The sequence below is a fragment of the Microbacterium sp. genome (assembly GCF_035556355.1).
Classification (GTDB): domain Bacteria; phylum Actinomycetota; class Actinomycetes; order Actinomycetales; family Microbacteriaceae; genus Microbacterium.
Window position 1 is genome coordinate 33,194 of sequence record NZ_DATMFG010000045.1, and the last position, 18,370, is coordinate 51,563.

Sequence of the window (18,370 nt, forward strand, 5' to 3'; positions counted from 1 at the left end):
CGTGATGAATTATGCTCGCGCGCCTACCCGTCGGTCAAGACGTGCGCGCCTGCGCGTCGAAGCGCTCCCAGTGACCCTCCGAGATGACGTCGACTTCCCCGTCGACGACGCGGATCGCGGTCTCCTCGTCGATCGCGTACGCCGGCCCGGGGATCTTCGTCGCCCAGCGCCGGGCGGCCTCGGTCGTGTTCTCCGTCCAGCCCGGGTAGTCGAGGTGCGGGAAGATCGAGAAGTCGACGACCCCGAGCGTCTCGTCCGTGCCGTCGGGGTCCCAGTCGACGAACTCGCGACCGACGCGCGGGGTCATGACCATGCTCCCGGCGCTCACGCCGACCCACACGGTGTCGTGCAGCTCGGGCAGCAGATCGACGAGCCCGGACTCGCGCATCCACTTCGCGAGGAAGACCGCCTCGCCGCCGTCGACGAGCAGCACGTCGGCCCCGCGCACCCACGGCTCCCACCGCTCGCGGCCGACGCTCGGCAGCACCGCGAGCTCGAGCACGCCGACGGACTTCCACCCGAGCTCCACCATGCTCTCGACGCCGTTGCTCCACCGGCCCGCGGTCGAGTTCCACACCGACTGGGGCGAGCACATCGGCTGACCCCATTGCGCGGTGGGCACGAAGAGCGCGTCCGCCTCGCCGATGGGCTTGCCGAGCATCTCGACGAGGGCGTTGCGGATGCTGTCGTTCGTGACGCCGCCGGACGTGAGGAGCAGTTTCATCGAATGCCTTCCTGCGCGAGCGGTGCCGGGCTGCGCTCGGCCCTGAACCGGTAGGTGGTCTGGCCGAACGGCTCGCCCTTGGAGTGCCCGCGCGCCTTCGTCGGGGTCACCTCGTAGACCACGATCTCGACGTCGGGCGCCGCGAGCGTCTCGAGCCGGCCATCCGCCGACTCCAGGATCCAGCGACCGTCCCACCGCGCGCGGAAGAGGTCGGCGACGCGGCGCAGCGCCTCGGGATCGGTGACCGGCGTCGCGGTCCCCTCGAACATCACGTCCAGTCCCCGGTCCCATTCGGTGTCGCCGACGAGCACGAGGACGTTCGGGTTGGCCTGCAGGTTCGCGTGCTTCACCTCGCGGCGGCCGGTATGGAAGTACATCCGGTCATCGTGGAACACGGGGACCACCGGCGTCGAATGCGGACGCCCATCGGGCCGCACGGTCACGATCCATGCCACTTCGGCGCGGGCGAGACGCTCGGCGGCCGCGGACCACGGAGTGGGCAACGCGGCGGAGTCGCTGAACCGCGTGTCGAGGCTCTCGGTGGGAGTCGCCATCGATCCTCCGAACTGATTGCAAAGTGGAACCGGTGTGCGCCAACCTAGCAGGACCGATTGCAAAGTACAATCAGATTCATGACGGATGCTCGGGACGATGGTCACCGGTCGGGGTGCCCCATCAACCTGGCCGTCGAGGTGCTCGGCGACCGTTGGTCGCTCGTCGTGCTGCGCGACGTGATGTTCGGCAACCGCCACCACTTCCGCGAGCTGCTCACCGGGTCGGAGGAGGGCATCGCGTCGAACATCCTCGCCGATCGGCTCCGGCGCCTGGTCGCACAGGGACTCCTGTGGCGCTCCGACGACGAGACGCATCGCCAGAAGATCCGCTACAGCCTGACCGAGGCCGGCATCCAGCTCGTGCCTGTGATGGCGGCGCTCGGATCGTGGGGCCGCCGGCACCTGCCCGCGAGCCACGAGCTGTCGGTCAGAGCCGAGCTGCTCGAGAGGGGCGGACCTGAGCTGTGGGACCGCTTCATGGACGAGCTGCGCGAGCAGCATCTCGGTATACCGCGACCCCCCGGCGCCGCTTCGGTCTTCGCGGAGCTCCAGGCGGCCTACGAGGCGGCGGTCGCCGAATCCGCCCCCGCGGTCACTCCGTGAGATACCGCTGCACGGTCGGACCGATCCGTGCGACGAGCTCATCGACGGATGCCCCGGCCAGCGGCTTCAGCTTGAGCACGTAGCGCCCGAGCAGGAGCCCCGCGATCTGCGTCGCGACGAGCGAGGCGCGCAGCTCGGCATCCGGCACGTCCAGCTGGTCGGCGATGCGGCCGATCAGCTCGCGCGAAAGGAACGCGGCGAGCAGCGGCGTCGTCAGCCGATTGCCGAGCGTCGCGCGCAGGAGCGCGAGGCCGCGCTTCTGCACGTCGGCGTCCTGCCAGGTCTCGAGCACGTATCGGACGATGCGCTCGCCGATGGCGTCGCGTGGTCCGTCGAGCAGGCGGGGCACGTCGATATCCGGCCGGACCGGCGCGTCGACGATCTCAGTGAGCAGGTCGGCCTTCGTTCCGAAGTAGTGGTGAACGAGCGCCGCGTCGACGCCGGCGCGCGCGGCGATCCCGCGCATCGTGGCACCGTCGTAGCCGAGCTCGCCGAACTCCTCGGCCGCTGCGGTGAGGATGCGCTCGCGCGCATCCGACGCTCCTCCGCGCGGGCGCCCACGGCGCCGCTTCGCGGTCGGGACGACGTACTCCGGCATGGCGTCAGCATAGGCCGCGGGGGCGACCCGCACATGCGCGGTCACCAGCGGTTGTGCACGTCCTCGGCCCAGCCGGTGATCCCGTCGAACTCGACGACCTCTCCCCCGTCGATGCGGTACGTGCCCGACCAGTGTCCGAAGCACTGATCCGTCTTCGACGAGATCACGCCGAGGTTCGTGCGCGAGATCTTGTTGTAGAACGGCGTGAACGTCGCGTCGAGCCCACCGCCCGTGACGCGCCACGGGCGACGCCAGTTCGAGACGTCGTAGTCCCATTCGAGCTCGTCGTGGATCTTGTGCAGATGCCCGTCGACGAGCATCGCGTTCTCGGTCGACCCCGTGCCGTCCGTCCACTGGCCTCCGACCTGCACGCCGATGACGCGTCCGTTCGAGATGCCTGATCCGGCACCCCAATTCCAGGCCACGTCATAGGGCCAGCGACCACGCCCGTGGTCGAGCACCGCCCACGACTGCCCCGCCGGCACCTCGCGCTTCATGCCGTCGAGGGTGAGCGAGCCGCGCGCAGGTCGGGCGACGTCTTTCACCGTGTACTGGAACCGCGTCGCGGTCCACGGAACGACCACCGCGAGCCGCTCGTGTCCGTCGGGCCGCTCCGCGACCACATCGAACTCCGCCCCCGGGATGCGGGCGCGAAGGCGCGTGCCGTTCTCGACCTCGTCGATGTCGATCTCGAGATCCTTGGCGCGGGCGGTGGCCCGACCGGCCTCGAGCCGCGGCGGAAGCTCGACGCCCCGCGCGGGCAGCACGGTCGCGTTGCGGCCCCACGTGCGCTGGCGCACGCGGTCGAGCACCCACACCTCGTGCACGGCGGCATAGTCGATCGACGACACGGTGAGCGCGAGGATGTGCGTCGGCGTGATGACGTTCCAGTACTCCCAGCGCTTGTTGCGCCCGCCGCCACGGCCGACTCCGGAGGTGTCGACGATCGGGTGCCGCGCCCATCCGATCGCGTCCGTGTTGAGGCGTCCGTTCGGGCGGGTGAGGGAGACAGGTTCGGTGAGCTCGCGCTCGGGGCGGGCAGGGGCTTCGGCTGCGGCCGCGGGCGACGGGCGCGCGGGCGCGGAGGAATCGGCGGTCATCGGCTTCCTTGCTGACGGTCCGGGTTCGGGTTCCGTCGATCCTAGGGGACCCCATCCGGGGCGGCGCAAGCGGTCCGGCGGTGAAAGCGCCGGGCCGGATCGACCGCCGCGCCGCTGTTCAGGAGCCCGATCGGCGTTTGAGCCCGGCGCTTTCACACGATCGGCCGGCCACGGCCCCGTTGACACCCGACGCACGCGAAAACGCCCCGGGCGGGGCCCGGGGCGTGGGTGCTGGCGTGACCTGAGGTCACTGCGCGATCGGCTGCGGCGAGTCGGAACTCTCGCGAGCCTCGATCGTCTGCGGGGCGCCCTCGGTCATCACCGGGATCTTGCGCGGCTTCGCCTCCTCGCTGACGGGGATCGTGACGCTCAGCACACCGTTGTTGTAGCTGGCCGAGATGCGATCGGTGTCGATGCCCTGGCCGAGGTTGAGCTGGCGCACGAAGCTCGCCGCCTCACGCTCGCGCGTGATCCACTTGACGCCCTCGCCGGACGGGAGCGTGCGCTCCGCGCGGATCGTCAGCAGCTGACCGTCGACGTCGATGTCGACCGAACCGGGGTCGATGCCCGGCAGGTCGGCGGTCAGCACGTAGTGATCACCGTCGCGGTAAAGGTCCATCGGCATACGCCTCGGTCCGCGCACGGTCTCGAAGAGGCTGGACGCCAGCCGGTCGAGATCGCGGAACGGGTCGAACGTTGCCATCGGTCCCTCCTTCTCTTCGTTCACTCGTGTCATTCCCAAGTTGAGCCGCCTCGACTCAACCACTACCAGATTAGCACTCGTCGTAAGAGAGTGCTAAATCCAGAAGCGTTCGCCCAGAGCGAACGACCACCCGAGAGGAGTGTCGCGCTCAGGGCCGTTGGAACGACACCAGTCCCACGAGATTCCCCTCGGAATCCCGCACGAACGCCTGCCATTCCTCGTGTCCGGCGGGGCCGAGCTTGTCGTCGTCGTGCGTGAAGATCACGTGCGGCTTCTCCACCACCTCGGCGAGCCCGTCGAGGCGCTCGATCGTCTCGTGCACGTTCTCGACGTGGAGGTACATGAGCGACGACGGAGCGCTCCGGTCGAGCAGCAGGCGCACGCCGTCCAGGTCGAAGAACAGCAACCCGGGAGGGTCGAACTTCGCCGTCGGCGTGCGCTCGAGCAGCACGGTGTAGAACTCGGCGGCGCGATCCAGGTCGTCGGCGTGCTGGGCGATCTGAACGAGTCTCACGGGGTCAGTGTGGCATGCGCCCCGTCCGCCCGTCAGAGGCGTTCGATGATCGTCGCGTTCGCGAGTCCGCCGCCCTCGCACATCGTCTGCAGCCCGTACCGTCCGCCCGTCGCCTCGAGGTACGCCACGAGCGTTCCGAGCAGGCGTGTGCCGGATGCCCCGACCGCGTGGCCGAGGGCGATCGCCCCTCCCCACGGGTTGAGCTTCGCGGCGTCCGCGTCGACCTCGCGCGCCCACGCGAGCGGCACGGATGCGAACGCCTCGTTCACCTCGTATGCGTCCAGGTCGTCCAGACCGAGGCTCGAGCGCTCGAGCACGCGCCGCGTCGCGGGGATCGGCCCCGTGAGCATCATGAGCGGGTCGTCGCCCACGACGGCGAAGGCGTGGAACCGCGCGCGCGGCGTGAGCCCGAGCTCGTGCGCCTTCTTCTCGCTCATGATGAGCGCGGCGGAGGCGGCGTCGGTGAGCGGCGACGAGTTGCCGGGCGTGATGTTCCACTCCAGGTCGGGGAAGCGCGCCACGGCCTTCTCGGTGCGGAACGCGGGCTGCAGGCCCGCCAGGCCCTCGACCGTCGTGCCCGACCGGATCGTCTCGTCGTGCCGCACGAGCTCGCCGTCAATCTCGACCGGGACGACCTGGCTGTCGAAGTCGCCGCGGGCCGCGGCGTCCGCCGCCCGCCTGTGCGATTCGGCGGCGAAGGCGTCGAGCTCGTCTCGGCTGAAGCCCCACTTGTGGGCGATGAGCTCCGCCGAGATGCCCTGGTTCACGAGGCCTTCGGGGTACCGCTTGCGGATGCCGGGGGCCACCTCCGCACCGGCGACGCTCGAGCCGAGCGGCACCCGGCTCATCGACTCGACGCCCGCCGCGATCACGATGTCGTACGCGCCCGCCATGACCCCCTGGGCGGCGAAGTGCGCCGCTTGCTGGCTCGATCCGCACTGGCGGTCGATCGTGGTCGCCGGCACGGTCTCGTCGAAGCCGGCGGCGAGCACGGCCTGGCGCCCGATGTTGAGGGACTGCTCGCCGACCTGGCTGACGCATCCCATGATGACGTCGTCGATCTGGCGCGATTCGAGTCCGTTGCGCTCGAGGATCGAGGTGAGCACGTGGGCGGCGAGATCCACCGGATGCACCGACGACAGCACGCCGCCCGGCTTTCCGCGGCCGGCCGGCGTGCGCACGACGTCGACGATGACGGCTTCTTGCATCATTGCGGGGGCTCCTCGCTCTGGGGGCTGGGTTCCTCTTCGATCCTGAACGATCGGTAGCGTTGACGCCATCTGCAATGGAGGAGACACATGAGAATCGACGGCACGACTGCCCTGGTCACCGGCGGAGCCTCGGGACTCGGAGCCGCCACCGCCGCGAGCCTGGCCGCGCACGGGGCATCCGTGATCGCCCTCGACCTGCCGCAGGGCATCGAGAAGGCCGAGCCACACGAGGGTGTGCAGCTGGTCGCGGGTGACGTCACGAGCGCCGATGAGGTTCAAGCGGCGCTCGACGGGATCGATCCGGATGCCGCGCCCCTGCGCATCGTCGTCAACTGCGCCGGCATCGCACCCGCCCGTCGCCTGCGCGGGTCGAAGGGCGTGCACGACCTCGAGACATTCCGCAAGGTGATCGAGGTGAACCTCATCGGGACGTTCAACGTCATGCGCCTCGCGGCCGAGGTCATCGCGAACCAGTCCGCCGACGAGGACGGCCAGCGCGGAGTCATCGTCAACACCGCGTCGGTCGCCGCGTTCGAGGGTCAGATCGGGCAGGTCGCCTATTCGGCGTCGAAGGGCGGTGTCGTCGGCATGACGCTCCCGGCGGCGCGTGACCTCGCGTCGTCCGGCATCCGGGTCAACACGATCGCGCCCGGCATCGTGAACACCCCGATGCTCGCCGCGCTCGGCGAAGAGGTCGGCGCGTCATTGGCGGAGCAGGTGCTGTTCCCGAAGCGGCTCGCGCGGCCCGACGAGTACGCGCAGCTCGTGCGGATGATCGTGGAGCACGACTACCTCAACGGCGAGACGATCCGCATGGACGGCGGGATCCGGATGCAGCCGCGCTGACGCGCGGCGTCGTGACCCCGCCGTAGGGTGGCGCCATGCACACGCGCAACGACCCTCGGCTGCAGGTCGTGACCGGTCCGATGTTCGCGGGCAAGTCCGAGGAGCTGCTGCGGCGGGTCCGCCGGGCGCAGATCGCCGGCCTCGCGGTCGAGGTCATCAACCACGCGCTCGACGACCGCCGCGGCGAGGGCCAGGTCAGCTCGCACTCCGGCCTGAGCGTGCCGTCGCGCGCGGTGTCGAGCGTCGACGAGCTGACGGCATCGGTGCGCGGAGCGAATCTCGACCTCGTGGCGATCGACGAAGCGCAGTTCTTCGGCCCCGACCTCGTGCCCGCCGTCGATGCGCTGGTCGCGGACGGGAGCACGGTCGTCGTGGCGGGACTGTGCGTCACGTTCGACGGGCGCCCGTTCGAGCCGATGCCGTCGCTCATGGCGATCGCCGAAGACGTCGTGAAGCTCACGGCGGTGTGCGCGGTGTGCGGCGCGGATGCCGCGTTCCACCGGCGTCTCGCACCGGGCGACGTCGGCGACCCGAACGTCCCCACCCGCGAGCAGGTGGGCGGCGTCGAGTCGTATCAGGCGCGGTGCCGACGGCACTTCACCGGGCGCAGCGCCCGGGCCTGACGGGGCGTCAACCGGCGCGCACAGCCGCCTTCCGGAGCTCGGAGCCGACCTCGACGAGGTGCGGGATCGCCGCATCGATCATGCCCATCGTCCCCGTGAGCGAGATCCGGAAGTGATGGGGTTGGTCGAAGAGCGTGCCCGGCATGATGTACACGCCGCGGGCGGCGAGCGCATCGCAGTACGCGACCGCGTCGCCGCCGGGCGCGCGGCCCCACAGGTAGAAGGTGCCCTCCGGACGGGTGACCTCGAACGACGCCTCCGCCAGCGCCTGGAAGAGCCGATCGCGCTTGCGCGTGTAGTCGGCGATGTCGATCGACACGGTCTCGAGAGCGGGCACGGAGTACTGCATGATCGCGTCGGGGAAGCCCCATCCGATCGCGAGGCCGGTGGGCATGAGCGCTTCGCGCAGCTCCTCGCGCTCGGCCGCTGGAATGAGCGGCGACAGCGCGAGGTAGCCGAGCCGCTGACCCGGCGCGAGGAGCACTTTGCCGTAGGAGTAGTCGATGACGGTCCACGGATACGAACCGGCGGGGCTCGCGAAGCCGATGCCGTCGAACCGGATGCGACGGTAGGGCTCGTCCGACATGATCCAGATCCGGCGACCGTTCTTCGCCGAGGCTTCTTCGAGCACGGTCGCCAGCGCGTCCCACGACGACTTCGGGTAGACGCGCCCCGTCGGGTTCGCGGGCGAGTTCACGATCACGATCCGCGTGCGCGGCGTGATCGCGCGCGCGATCGCGTCGACGTCGAGGTCGAACGTCTCGGGGTCGAGAGGCGCCCGGACGGGGACGAGGTCCCCCACGCGCAGCATCGGCTCGTAGCAGAACCACCCCGGAAGCGGGATGATCACCTCGTCGCCGGCATCTGCGAGCAGCGCGAGCGCGAGCGTCATCGCACCGAACGCGCCCTGCGTCATCGCGATGTCGGCGGGTTCGAAGTCGAGTCCGAGCTCGGCGGAGAGACCGGATGCCACGACCTCCTGGGCCTCGGGCTCGCTGGTCTTGTACGCGAACCAGCCGTCCGACCGCGGCTCGACCTGCTGTCGAATCGCCGAGACGAGGCCGGGCAGGGCGAGCTCGTGCGGGTTGCCGAAAGTCAGGTCGACGGCATCCGGGTCTTCGATCGCCTCGATGCGCCCGAAGAACGCCGTCACGACTTCGACCGCGGACTTCGCCTCGCTCGCACGTGCAGAGATCGTCACGAACGCCTCCTCGCTCCCCGGCGCCGAATGCGCTGGTTCAGCATTGCGCCGCGCGGGGTGCGCGTCAATGACCCGTTCGCTCAGCGAAGAAGCGCGTCGAGTCCGAAGCAGACGAGGCACTGTCGCCGGTCCGGGCGAGAATGGGGCGTGGCTGTCGGCGATGTGGTGTCGGCGAGCCGATAGGCGTGGGGTGAGAGTGCGAGTCCGACAGATCGTGGTGTCGTTCGTCGCGGCCGTTGCGACGGTCGTGGCGCTGTCGGCGTGTGGGCCGCGGGCGCACATCGATGCCGCCGGGCCTTCGAAGAACTCGGATGCCACGGAGTCCGCCACCTTCGTCGCGGTGATCGACGGCGACACGATCGAGACGAGCGCGGGCACGGTACGGCTCATCGGGATCGACACACCGGAGCGCAGCGAGTGCGGCCACGGCCACGCATCCGCTGTCATCTCGGGCGTACTCGCGCCTGGCGACACGGTGACCCTCGTACTGCCGGCCGGGCAGAACGACCAGGATCGGCACGGCCGCCTCATCCGGTACGTGAAGACCCCGTCCGGTGTCGACCTCGGCATGCTGCAATTGGAGTCGGGCAATGCGGTGGCGCGTTACGACTCCCGAGACGGATACCCCGCGCATCCGCGTGAGGAGGACTACCACGCCGCGCAGCAGGCGACTGTCGGCGCGGACGGCTCAGTGATCACGGTCGGATGCCACGCGGCGGCGTTCGCACCGCCGGCGGCGGACGGCTGGTGGGAACAGTACTCGTCGTGCGCGAAGCTCAAGCGGAACGACGTCGGGCACCCGGTCGGCCCGTTCAGCCGCGACGATCCCGCGCAGGCGGAGATCTACGAGTGGTTCGCGATCCGCACCGGGAACGGAGGCGACGGAGACGGCGACGGGCTGGCGTGCGAGTGACCGCGCACCGGCTCAGTGCGGAAGGATGAGCGAATGCCTTTCCTCGACCCGGACCGGCCCGTGCCGGAAGGCCTGCGCACCGACGACTTCGCTCTGCGCCCGATCCACGCCTCCGACGCCGAGCGCGACCATGCCGCGGTCATGGAGACCCGCGATGAGCTGCGCCTGTGGGAGCAGACATCGTGGCCTGAGGACGATTTCACCGTCGAGGCCGATCGTGCCGACCTGGAGGACCTGGAGCGTCGCCACTCCGAGCGCCGGGCGTTCACCTACACGGTGCTCGATCCCGCCGGGGACGAGGCGCTCGGATGCGTCTATGTCTTCCCTGTCGATGCGACGTTCCTGACGAAGGCTGAGGTTTCCGCGCTGGGTGACGACCGCTGGGAGCACCTCGACGCGGTCGTGTACTTCTGGGTGCGCCCCTCGCGAGCGGCCGCCGGCATGGACCGCGACCTGCTCGCCGCGCTTCGTGCATGGTTCTCCGGCGTGTGGGGCTTCGCGCGCACCGGGTACGTCACGAGCGAGCGGTACGTGCGGCAGGTCGCGCTGCTCGACGGCGATGGGTTGACGGTGCGGTTCGAGCTGCGCGAGCCGGGTAAGCCGGGCGCTTACTTGGTCTTCGTCTGACCGATCGCGCGGCACGGGCGGGTGAACCTCAAGTCCGCATCAGCATTCCCCAAGGTCGTTCCGATTCGGGGCATCCGCCTGAAGGGAACCTCCGGTGCTCACCTAGGGTCGGAGGGACTCTTGGGGAGGAACGGATGATGCGACAGCGAACTGCGACGCGGGCCAGAAAACGGATGCCGTGGTGGGGGTGGCTCATCGTCGCGTCACTCGCGACGGGCGTGATGCTCGCGTTCTCGCCGTTCGTCGCGCCCGTCGCTCTCGCGGTGCTCATCACCGGGGTCGTCGCGCTCGCGAAGAACAAGCGCACGTGGCTGCGCTTCGGCTCGCGGTCGTCCGCCGCCGTGGTGACGTCGGCCGCGGCCGTGGTGTTCCTGATCACCGCCAGCGTGAGCGTCGCGGCTCTGCCCAACATGGGACGTGTGCCGGACACCCAGGCTGCGAGGTTCGCCGGGCTCACCCTGCCCACCTCGACACCCTCCCCTGAGGACACCCCGTCGGCTCGACCGACGCGCACATCGACGCCGACTCCGACCCCCGTGAAGACCACGCGCGAAGAGACTGTCGTCGAAGCGCTCCCCTTCGCGGAGTCCGTGGTCGACGACGGCAATCTCGCCGCCGGGCAGACGCAGGTCCGCGCTGAGGGACGGAACGGCGAGAAGAAGCTGACGTATCTCGTGCACCTCGTCGACGGCGAAGAGGTCAGTCGCGAACTGATCTCGGAGGTCGTCACCACCGAGCCGGTTGCGCGGGTGATCGCGAACGGCACGTACGTCGCCCCGCCGCCCCCTCCGGCACCGGTGCAGCAGAATCCGGGGTGCGACCCGAACTACGCCGAGGCGTGCGTTCCGATCGCGAGCGACGTCGACTGCGCCGGCGGCGGAGGAAACGGCCCCGCATACTTCAGCGGCATCGCCAAGGTCGTGGGAACCGATGTCTACGGACTCGACCGCGACGGAGACGGCTACGCCTGCGAGCCGAATTGATCAGCCCACAGCCATCACCTGGTCGTACCCCATCGCGATGAGGAACGACAGCACCGCGAGCACGATCGTCACCGGCGTCATCGTGTAGCGCTCCGGCTTGCTGCGCGAGATGGCGTTCATCACGGTCCCGAGCACGAAGTACGCGAAGATCACCCACATCGCGACTTCGGCGAAGGCATCCGGGAACACGTCGATGATTCTCGCTCGGTCCCATGCGATCAGCGCGATCACCCCGTAGATGACGACCGCGACGAGGCTCCCGGCGCGCAGGCCCGCGGGCAGCACGCGGTGCTGACCGCCCCACGCGAAGTGGCCGAGCGGGGCGCCGAACACGAGCGCGAGTTGGAAGACGGCGAGAAGGACGAGGACGACGGTCAGCAGCTGCGCGAAGAGCACGCGATCACGCTAGCGCGCGTTCGTTTCCGACCCGGCTCTCGAAGATCGGAGGCTCACCACGGAGCAGTGCCGACGACGTCGGCCACCCGCTTCGCAGCGGCGGTGTCGAGAGCCTGACTGAGGCTTCCGACGAGTCGGCGCCACCGCTCGACTTCGACCACCACGGCCACCTGCGGAGCCGCGCCGTGGGCGATCTGGTTGCGCCGCTTGGCGAGGTCGCCGACGAACTTGCGAACCGTCCCCTTCGGGAGGCCCTTCCATCCGACGGTGTCGAGCACGAACGGCATGCCGACCTGCGCGAACAGGTTGTGGATGTGCCCGACGTTCGCACCATGGCTGCGGCCGACGACGTAGTCGAGGTCCTTCATCTGCTGCGGGCTGTACCCGAGCGCCTTGCCGGTCTCGATCGCGAGCGCCTCGACGTAGCCTTCGAGCGCGCCGGCGAGCATCACCGTTGCGGCGCGGGTGAACGGACGCCCGGGGCGCGCGACACCATTCACGGATGCGGGTGCGCCTCGTTTACCTCCGGCGAAGGTCTTCGCGTGGGCGATCTGGGCGTCGACGTCGGCCAGCGCGACGGACAACCTGGTGAATGCATTCGACGGCATGTACGCACTCTTCCAGAACGGCCGCTGGAACATGCGCCCGCATGGACCGGCGTTTCTCCCGCTGACCGGGCTCGCGCGATGGGGCTGCACGCACGGTGACCTGCCCGCCCCACTCGTGCGAGTGGGCCTGGGCCGGCGCAGTTCAGAGGACGAGCGACCAGGTCGTGTTCACGCCGAGCTCCTCCAACCCCAGTGAAGACTCGATCGCGAAGGCCGCCGGACAGAGAAAAAGCCCCTGCACGGGGCTTCTTCCTTACTGTCTCAACACAGTGCGCGCCCGAAGGGACTCGAACCCCTAACCTTCTGATCCGTAGTCAGATGCTCTATCCATTGAGCTACGGGCGCACGTGCGCTCGCGCGCACAGTCGACAAGCCTACCGCACGCCCGGCGGCTGACGAAATCGGGCCAGAAGGCCGGTGTCAGGCGCCCTCGACGGACTCCTCCGCGAGTTCTTCGGCGATCTCCGCAGCGTGTTCACGCTTGCGGCGCTGGTGCGCGGCGAGCTTCGCGAGGTCGACGAGCCGGAGTGCCTGCATCCGTGCTTCTCGCATCGTCTCGTAGTCGGGATCGAGCTCGGGATGCGCCCCCTCGACCCGCAGTCGGCGCTGCAGGTTGGCCTCGACGTCACCCCATGCGGCGTCACGCGCCTTCTCGATGAGCTCGGTCACGACCTCGGGGTCATCGGCCATGCGGCGCAGGGCCTTCGCCACACCCGCGTACTGCTTCTCGCGCCTGCGCAGGTTGCGCGTGTCGCGGTCGCGGTAGTCGTGGGTGCCGTACGACTCGCTGTGCTTGCCCCACGCGCGCTTGCGCAGGCGGTGCGTGCGCTCGGCCGCGTCCTGCTGCTCGGTTGCGAGCGCGAGCAGCGTCTCACGTGCGAACTCGCGCTCGCGCTCGGGGTCGTACGGCTCGTCGTTGCCGATCGTCTCGACCAGGATGTGGTTGCGGATCGCGAGACGCGCGGCAGCGTTCGCGATCGCGACGCCCTCAGCGATCGCCTCGGCGTGCCGTCCCATCCCCACCTCCTTCGACGAGGGTAGCGCCCGCGCCCGGCGCTTCGAGATTGCGCGAATCACCGCCCTCGCCGCCTCGGGGCCGCCGTTCGTGCGATCTCGGCGACCGAACGACCAACCCGTGACCTCAGCCTCCGAGCCGGGCCAGCGACTGCGGGATGACCTCCGTGTCGAACAGGTCGATCGACGTGAGCGCGTCGTCGACGTGGAGCGATCCCCAGCTGAACGCACCGGCGAGGTAATTGACGCTCGTCGCCTCGACGACGCTCACCACCTGCTCGATGACGGAATCGACGGACCCCACGAAGAACAGATGGTCGGCGACCAGTCGGCGCAGGTCGGGCAGCGGCGGCTGGTCCACGCCGTGTTGCCGCCACAGCCACGTGAAATTGTCGTAATGGTCGACGAACGCCGCCTCGGCCTTCTGCCACGCCTCGCCCTCGTCCTCGGCGACGAACACGTGCCGCAGCACGCCGAATCGCGGATGCTTCTCCGCCGAGTCCACCGTGGCACGGGCTTCGAAGTAGATGTCGCGTCGCTCGCGGATGACGTCGAGCCCCGGCGAGCGGAACGCGAAGCCGAAGATCGTGTTCTCCCCGTTGACCGCCGCCCTCTGGATCGACTCGGGGTTCGACGTCGGGTACCACGTGGTGAACGAGCGCTGCAGCGGGCGGATCGTGAGGGGGAACTCCTCCCCCGCGTCGCTGCGGTACACACCCGACTCGAGCGCTTCGAGCACGCGTGGCAGGAACGCGTCGTACCGCTCCTGCATCTGCTCGGGCGAGTGGCCGAACATGCGCGCCTCGATCGGCGACGAGCCCTTGCCGATGCCGAGTTCGAGCCGCCCGTGCGAGAGGTTGTCGATCATCGCGATCTCCTCCGCGAGGCGCAGCGGCTCGTACAGCGGCACGATGAACGTCATCGGAGCGAGCCGGATGCGCTCGGTCTCGCGCGCGATCGCCGCCGCGAACAGTCCGGGCGAAGCGGCGAGCCCGAGGGTCGCACCGTGGTGCTCGGCGATGTGGTACCGCTCGAACCTGCCCCGATCGGCGCGCTTGGCCACCGCGATGCGCTCGTCGTACGTCTGCGCGGTGCTGTGCCCGCGCGCCACGTCGACCCAGTCGAACACTCCGAACTCGAGATCCACCACGCCGTCGTCCCCCTCCGACCGTCGCCGCTGACAGCCGTTCCCCATCCTGCCGCCCGCGTATCGTCTATGGCGGACCCGATTCCCATTCCTTGGAAAGAGCCCCATGGCACAGACCTTCCGCGAGCGCAGAGACGCGCTCGCCGCCCTCGGCCCAGACCTCGTGCCCGAGACGATCGCGGGGACCGTGCAGGTCGCGGCATCCGATATCGACCCCGCGATCTTCGACGGCGTCGAGATCGTCGACGACCTGCCCTACGGACCGCACGAGCGCCACGTGCTCGATGTGTACCGTTCGGCCGCCGGCGAGGGCACGCCGCGGCCCGTCCTCATGTATGTGCACGGCGGCGGGTTCGTGCGGGGGGCGAAGGACTCCGACACGACGCCGTACTTCGCGAACCTCGGCTCGTGGGCCGTGCAGCAGGGGTGGGTCGCAACCGTCATCAACTACCGCCTCGCGCCGGAGTTCCCGTACCCGAGCGGCGCGGAAGACGTGGCGGATGCCGTCACCTGGGTCGTCGAGAACATCGGCGACCACGGCGGCGATCCGTCCCGCATCTTCCTCGCCGGCCAATCCGCCGGCGCGATGCACGTCGCCGACTACGTCGTCGGGCACGGCGGCTACGGTCCGCACGGGCGGGCGCTCGCGGGCGCGATCCTCGTGTCGTGCCTCTACGACGTGGGCCGTGCGTCGCACCGCGACTTCCACCTCGCGTACTGGGGTGAGGACACCTCGCGCTGGAGCGAGTACGCGACGCTGCAGGGCCTCATCGACACCGACCTTCCGCTGCTGCTTTCGGTGAGCGAGTTCGACGAGCCGGAGTTCCAGGAGCACGCGGCGCGACTCGTCGCGGAGTGGTTCGCGCAGCGCGGCACGTATCCCCCGATGCACTTCCTCTATGGGCAGAACCACCTCACGCCGGTGTACGGAATCGGCTCGCCGTGGGACGAGCTCGGGCCGAGGATCGCGCAGTTCATCGAGGTGAACGGGGCACCGGCATGACACGGATGCCCCACCTCGACGTCAGCGGCGGCACGACGGTCATCACGGGAGGCGCGAGCGGCATGGGCGCCGAGACCGCGCGCCTGCTCGCCGTGAAGGGCGCACGTGTCGCGCTGCTCGACCGCAACGCCGACGGGCTCACCGCCGTGGCCGCGTCGCTCGCGGGCGACGGACACACGACGCACATCGTCGACCTCACCGACGACGACGCCGTCTTCGCCGCCGTGCGCGACGTCGAGGCGGCGCATCCGGTCATCCACTCCCTCATCGCGTGCGCGGGGTCGTCGATGCTCGGCGACATCGACCAGCTGACGATGGAGGAGATGCGCTGGCTCATGGACGTCAACCTGTGGGGCACCGTCAACGTCACGAAGGCGCTGCTGCCGGCGCTGCGGCGAGCGCCCGCCGCGCACATCACGCACCTCGTGTCGATCTACGGGCTGGCGGCGCCCGCGGGGCGCATCCCCTACGCGATGAGCAAGTTCGCCGTGCGCGGGTTCACCGAGGCGCTGCGCCACGAGCTCGAGCGCTCGTCGGTGTCGGTCGGGGCGGTATATCCGGCGGGCGTGAAGACGGGGATCATCCTGCACGGACGCTTCGCGGCGGCGATCGATCCGGCGATCGCACAGCGTGCCGCCGAGGCCCAGGCGGCGATGTACCACACCGAACCACAGGACGCCGCTGCCCGCATCGTGGACGCCACGGTCCGGCGCAAGGCCCGCACGATGGTGGGGCGCGAAGCGCGTCTCGTCGACGTGCTCGCGAGGCTCATGCCGGCGCACTATTGGAACTTCATGCGCCGCCCGCTGCGCGACGCGATCGACACCCGAACACCGGTGTCGTGAGCTCGCAGATCGTCTAGCAAAACACGCGCCCCGATTCAAGCCCCTCTCGGTGAACCGAAGAGGCCCGTACCGTCGTTCTTGCTAGAGCACAGGTCGAGAGGTTCCCCAGACTCTCGACCCGCGCCGCCTCTCGAATCGGGTGCGGGTAGGCGGCCAACCAGAGGCGGTGGGCCTCGCGGAGAGAGCACTCCGAGGCCCACCGCCCTTCTCTTCGCCTCGGGCGGTCGCCGGGGCGGTGGACCGGCTCAGCCGATCGCCGAGATGCGCCAGGACGCCTCGACCATCTCGTCGGGGCCGATGACGATGAGGCCCGTGTCGTAGTCGTACTTGTCCGCGTTGAACGCGTCGGGCGCGCACGTCATCGGCTCCACCGCGAGGCCGGTGCGGTCGGCGGCCTGACCCGGCCGGTCGGACGTGTGCACCTGCACCCACGGGCACGCGGGACCCCACGTCATCGCGACGCCGCGGCCCGCGGCATCCGTGAGCCGGACCGTCACATCGCCGTTCTCGTCACGCGCGAGCGCCGTGTAGGCGTGGTCGATCTTCGCGGCGCCGATCCGCCGGGGCGTCGTGTAGTCGAAGCGCTCCGGGTCGGCGGCGTCGACCGCCTGGAGCTCGGTCGGGATGAGCCGGTCGTCGGTCACCGCGAGCACCTGCGCGGCGGGGAGCTCGAGGGTCCAGTCGTCGACGCGGCCCTCGCCCGCGACGAGATACGGATGCGGCGCCGTCCCCCACGGAGCGCCGGAGTCGCTCCAGTTGGTGGCCTGCACGGTCTGCGTGAGGCCGTCGGCGTCGAGGGCGAACTTCGTGCGCACGAGGATGCGCCACGGATAGCCGATCTGCGGCGAGATGATCGTGGCGAGCGTCACATGGCTCGGGCCCTTGTCGACGGCCTCGTACTCGAGCCACGTCGCGAGGCCGTGCAGCGCGTGCCCGCGCGCCGGCTCGGTGAGCGCGAGCTGGTGGTCCTGCCCGGCGAACGAGTACTTGCCGTCGACGATGCGGTTCGGCCACGGCGCGAGCGTCTCGCCGCGGTGCGACGGGCGCACTTCGTCGGCGTCGAACGGCACGACGAGGTCGCGCTCCTGGTACGTGAGCGAGCGCAGCGATGCGCCGACGCTCGCGATGACGGCCTGGTAGTCACCGGCGCGCAGCGCGTGCTGGGTGCCGGACATGGGGATGCGTGCCATGAGGAGGTTTCCTGTTGGAGGGGTGGATCGCTGAGAGCGGATACCAGTATCCCGCGCAGCGGCCGCAGCCGGGAATCACCGTACTCGACCCGCCTGCGCACGACCGTGGCAGGGTTTAAGGATGCGCATCGCACTCACGGGCTCGAGCGGCAAACTCGGCACGGTCGTCCTCCGCGAGCTGCGGGCGGCGGGCCACGACGTCGTCGGCTTCGACCAGGTCGGCGCCCCCGCGCCGGGGTTCGTGCGGCTCGACCTCACCGACTACGGGCAGGTCATCGACGCGCTGTCGGGCATCAACCGGACGCCCCCGTTCGAGGCGGTCGTGCACCTCGGTGCGATCCCCGCGCCGGGTTGGCGCACCGACGTCGAGACGTTCCACAACAACATGCCCGCGACGTTCAACGTCTTCTGGGCCGCGGTGCGGCTCGGCATCCGCAAGATCGTCTACGCGTCGAGCGAGACGGTGCTCGGACTCCCGTTCGACGTGCCCCCGCCCTACCTCCCTGTCGACGAGGAGTATCCGCCGCGCCCCGAGTCGGTGTATTCGCTCGTCAAGACGCTCGAGGAGCGCATGGCGACCGAGCTGGTGCGGTGGCATCCGGATCTCTCGATCACGGCGTTCCGCATCTCGAACGTGATGGTGCCCGACGACTACGCCGCCTTCCCGGGCTACGACGCCGACCCCGCGCTGCGCAAGTGGAATCTGTGGGCCTACATCGACGCACGCGACGCGGCGCAGGCCGTCGAACGTGCGCTCGAGGTCGCGAAGCCCGGGTTCGAGCCCTACATCATCGCCGCCGCCGACACCGTCATGTCGCGGCCGAACGCCGAGCTCGTCGCGGCGATGTTCCCCGACGTCCCGTTCACGCGCGAGGTGGGCGAGCACGAGACGCTGCTCTCGATCGAGAAGGCGCGTCGCGTGCTCGGCTACGAGCCGCACCACTCGTGGCGGGACCACGTGCGCTGA

General features: G+C 69.7%; 22 protein-coding genes and 1 tRNA gene. 9 read left to right on the top strand and 14 right to left on the bottom strand.

Going from position 1 to position 18,370, the window contains the following annotated elements:
- Positions 1-34 precede the first annotated feature (34 nt).
- Together VNR19_RS13020 and VNR19_RS13025 are read right to left on the bottom strand one after the other, a co-directional pair.
- On the bottom strand, positions 35-724 hold the full coding sequence (locus VNR19_RS13020; RefSeq protein WP_325727422.1) for a Type 1 glutamine amidotransferase-like domain-containing protein: 690 nt from the start codon (positions 722-724) through the stop codon (positions 35-37).
- Entirely contained in the window at positions 721-1,278 is a 558-nt protein-coding gene (locus tag VNR19_RS13025; RefSeq protein ID WP_325727423.1) for a pyridoxamine 5'-phosphate oxidase family protein, read from the bottom strand. Before VNR19_RS13025 ends, VNR19_RS13020 begins: the two co-directional genes overlap by 4 nt.
- Positions 1,279-1,356: 78 nt before the next feature.
- On the opposite strand from VNR19_RS13025, the gene VNR19_RS13030 reads away from it, so the two are divergent.
- Complete coding sequence (locus VNR19_RS13030; protein WP_325727425.1) at positions 1,357-1,881, top strand: winged helix-turn-helix transcriptional regulator; 525 nt, start codon at positions 1,357-1,359, stop codon at positions 1,879-1,881.
- Here VNR19_RS13030 and VNR19_RS13035 read toward each other — a convergent pair.
- The 5 genes from VNR19_RS13035 to VNR19_RS13055 all read right to left on the bottom strand — a co-directional run bounded on the left by VNR19_RS13035 (position 1,871) and on the right by VNR19_RS13055 (position 6,004).
- Positions 1,871-2,479, bottom strand: coding sequence for a TetR/AcrR family transcriptional regulator (locus tag VNR19_RS13035; protein ID WP_325727427.1), 609 nt, complete (start codon positions 2,477-2,479; stop codon positions 1,871-1,873). The genes VNR19_RS13030 and VNR19_RS13035 overlap by 11 nt on opposite strands.
- A gap of 41 nt (positions 2,480-2,520) precedes the next feature.
- Positions 2,521-3,579: a DUF2804 domain-containing protein gene (locus VNR19_RS13040; protein WP_325727429.1), complete on the bottom strand. Its 1,059-nt coding sequence runs from the start codon at positions 3,577-3,579 to the stop codon at positions 2,521-2,523.
- A gap of 247 nt (positions 3,580-3,826) precedes the next feature.
- A complete protein-coding gene (locus tag VNR19_RS13045) occupies positions 3,827-4,282 on the bottom strand; it encodes an Hsp20/alpha crystallin family protein (protein WP_325727430.1) in 456 nt (151 codons plus the stop codon).
- A gap of 148 nt (positions 4,283-4,430) precedes the next feature.
- Positions 4,431-4,796 carry a VOC family protein gene (locus VNR19_RS13050; protein WP_325727432.1) on the bottom strand — a complete coding sequence of 122 codons (366 nt, stop codon included), beginning with the start codon at positions 4,794-4,796 and terminating at the stop codon, positions 4,431-4,433.
- 32 nt (positions 4,797-4,828) lie between these two features.
- On the bottom strand, positions 4,829-6,004 hold the full coding sequence (locus VNR19_RS13055; RefSeq protein ID WP_325727545.1) for a thiolase family protein: 1,176 nt from the start codon (positions 6,002-6,004) through the stop codon (positions 4,829-4,831).
- A gap of 90 nt (positions 6,005-6,094) precedes the next feature.
- Here VNR19_RS13055 and VNR19_RS13060 point away from each other — a divergent pair, with 90 nt between their 5' ends.
- Both VNR19_RS13060 and VNR19_RS13065 read left to right on the top strand, forming a co-directional pair.
- A complete protein-coding gene (locus VNR19_RS13060) occupies positions 6,095-6,853 on the top strand; it encodes an SDR family NAD(P)-dependent oxidoreductase (RefSeq protein ID WP_325727433.1) in 759 nt (252 codons plus the stop codon).
- Between the two features lie 35 nt (positions 6,854-6,888).
- Positions 6,889-7,476: a thymidine kinase gene (locus VNR19_RS13065; protein ID WP_325727435.1), complete on the top strand. Its 588-nt coding sequence runs from the start codon at positions 6,889-6,891 to the stop codon at positions 7,474-7,476.
- A gap of 7 nt (positions 7,477-7,483) precedes the next feature.
- Here the strand turns inward: VNR19_RS13065 and VNR19_RS13070 are convergent, their stop codons facing one another.
- Entirely contained in the window at positions 7,484-8,677 is a 1,194-nt protein-coding gene (locus VNR19_RS13070) for an aminotransferase class I/II-fold pyridoxal phosphate-dependent enzyme (protein WP_325727437.1), read from the bottom strand.
- Between the two features lie 190 nt (positions 8,678-8,867).
- Here VNR19_RS13070 and VNR19_RS13075 point away from each other — a divergent pair, with 190 nt between their 5' ends.
- The 3 genes from VNR19_RS13075 (at position 8,868) to VNR19_RS13085 (ending at position 11,200) form a co-directional block, all read left to right on the top strand.
- Positions 8,868-9,590, top strand: coding sequence for a thermonuclease family protein (locus VNR19_RS13075; protein WP_325727439.1), 723 nt, complete (start codon positions 8,868-8,870; stop codon positions 9,588-9,590).
- A gap of 33 nt (positions 9,591-9,623) precedes the next feature.
- On the top strand, positions 9,624-10,217 hold the full coding sequence (locus VNR19_RS13080; RefSeq protein ID WP_325727441.1) for a GNAT family N-acetyltransferase: 594 nt from the start codon (positions 9,624-9,626) through the stop codon (positions 10,215-10,217).
- Positions 10,218-10,354: 137 nt separating this feature from the next.
- Positions 10,355-11,200, top strand: coding sequence for a G5 domain-containing protein (locus VNR19_RS13085; RefSeq protein WP_325727443.1), 846 nt, complete (start codon positions 10,355-10,357; stop codon positions 11,198-11,200).
- On the opposite strand, the gene VNR19_RS13090 is transcribed toward VNR19_RS13085, so the two are convergent.
- The 5 genes from VNR19_RS13090 to VNR19_RS13110 form a co-directional block, all read right to left on the bottom strand.
- Entirely contained in the window at positions 11,201-11,596 is a 396-nt protein-coding gene (locus VNR19_RS13090; protein ID WP_325727445.1) for a hypothetical protein, read from the bottom strand.
- A 53-nt stretch (positions 11,597-11,649) separates the two neighbouring features.
- Positions 11,650-12,204, bottom strand: coding sequence for a hypothetical protein (locus VNR19_RS13095; RefSeq protein WP_325727447.1), 555 nt, complete (start codon positions 12,202-12,204; stop codon positions 11,650-11,652).
- A 272-nt stretch (positions 12,205-12,476) separates the two neighbouring features.
- Positions 12,477-12,549: transfer RNA gene (locus VNR19_RS13100), tRNA-Arg, on the bottom strand.
- A gap of 75 nt (positions 12,550-12,624) precedes the next feature.
- Positions 12,625-13,221 carry an asparagine synthase gene (locus tag VNR19_RS13105; RefSeq protein ID WP_325727449.1) on the bottom strand — a complete coding sequence of 199 codons (597 nt, stop codon included), beginning with the start codon at positions 13,219-13,221 and terminating at the stop codon, positions 12,625-12,627.
- A 124-nt stretch (positions 13,222-13,345) separates the two neighbouring features.
- Positions 13,346-14,365, bottom strand: a complete 1,020-nt coding sequence (locus VNR19_RS13110) for an LLM class flavin-dependent oxidoreductase (RefSeq protein WP_325727451.1) — start codon at positions 14,363-14,365, stop codon at positions 13,346-13,348.
- 106 nt (positions 14,366-14,471) lie between these two features.
- Between VNR19_RS13110 and VNR19_RS13115 the strand changes: the two genes are divergently transcribed.
- Both VNR19_RS13115 and VNR19_RS13120 read left to right on the top strand, forming a co-directional pair.
- On the top strand, positions 14,472-15,368 hold the full coding sequence (locus VNR19_RS13115) for an alpha/beta hydrolase (RefSeq protein ID WP_325727453.1): 897 nt from the start codon (positions 14,472-14,474) through the stop codon (positions 15,366-15,368).
- A complete protein-coding gene (locus tag VNR19_RS13120; protein WP_325034281.1) occupies positions 15,365-16,213 on the top strand; it encodes an SDR family NAD(P)-dependent oxidoreductase in 849 nt (282 codons plus the stop codon). The genes VNR19_RS13115 and VNR19_RS13120 overlap by 4 nt, the downstream gene beginning before the upstream one ends.
- Before the next feature lie 245 nt (positions 16,214-16,458).
- On the opposite strand, the gene VNR19_RS13125 is transcribed toward VNR19_RS13120, so the two are convergent.
- Positions 16,459-17,403 (bottom strand): aldose 1-epimerase family protein, encoded by a 945-nt coding sequence (locus VNR19_RS13125; RefSeq protein ID WP_325034282.1) that lies wholly within the window; start codon positions 17,401-17,403, stop codon positions 16,459-16,461.
- Between the two features lie 121 nt (positions 17,404-17,524).
- Here VNR19_RS13125 and VNR19_RS13130 point away from each other — a divergent pair, with 121 nt between their 5' ends.
- Positions 17,525-18,370, top strand: a complete 846-nt coding sequence (locus tag VNR19_RS13130; protein WP_325727456.1) for an NAD-dependent epimerase/dehydratase family protein — start codon at positions 17,525-17,527, stop codon at positions 18,368-18,370.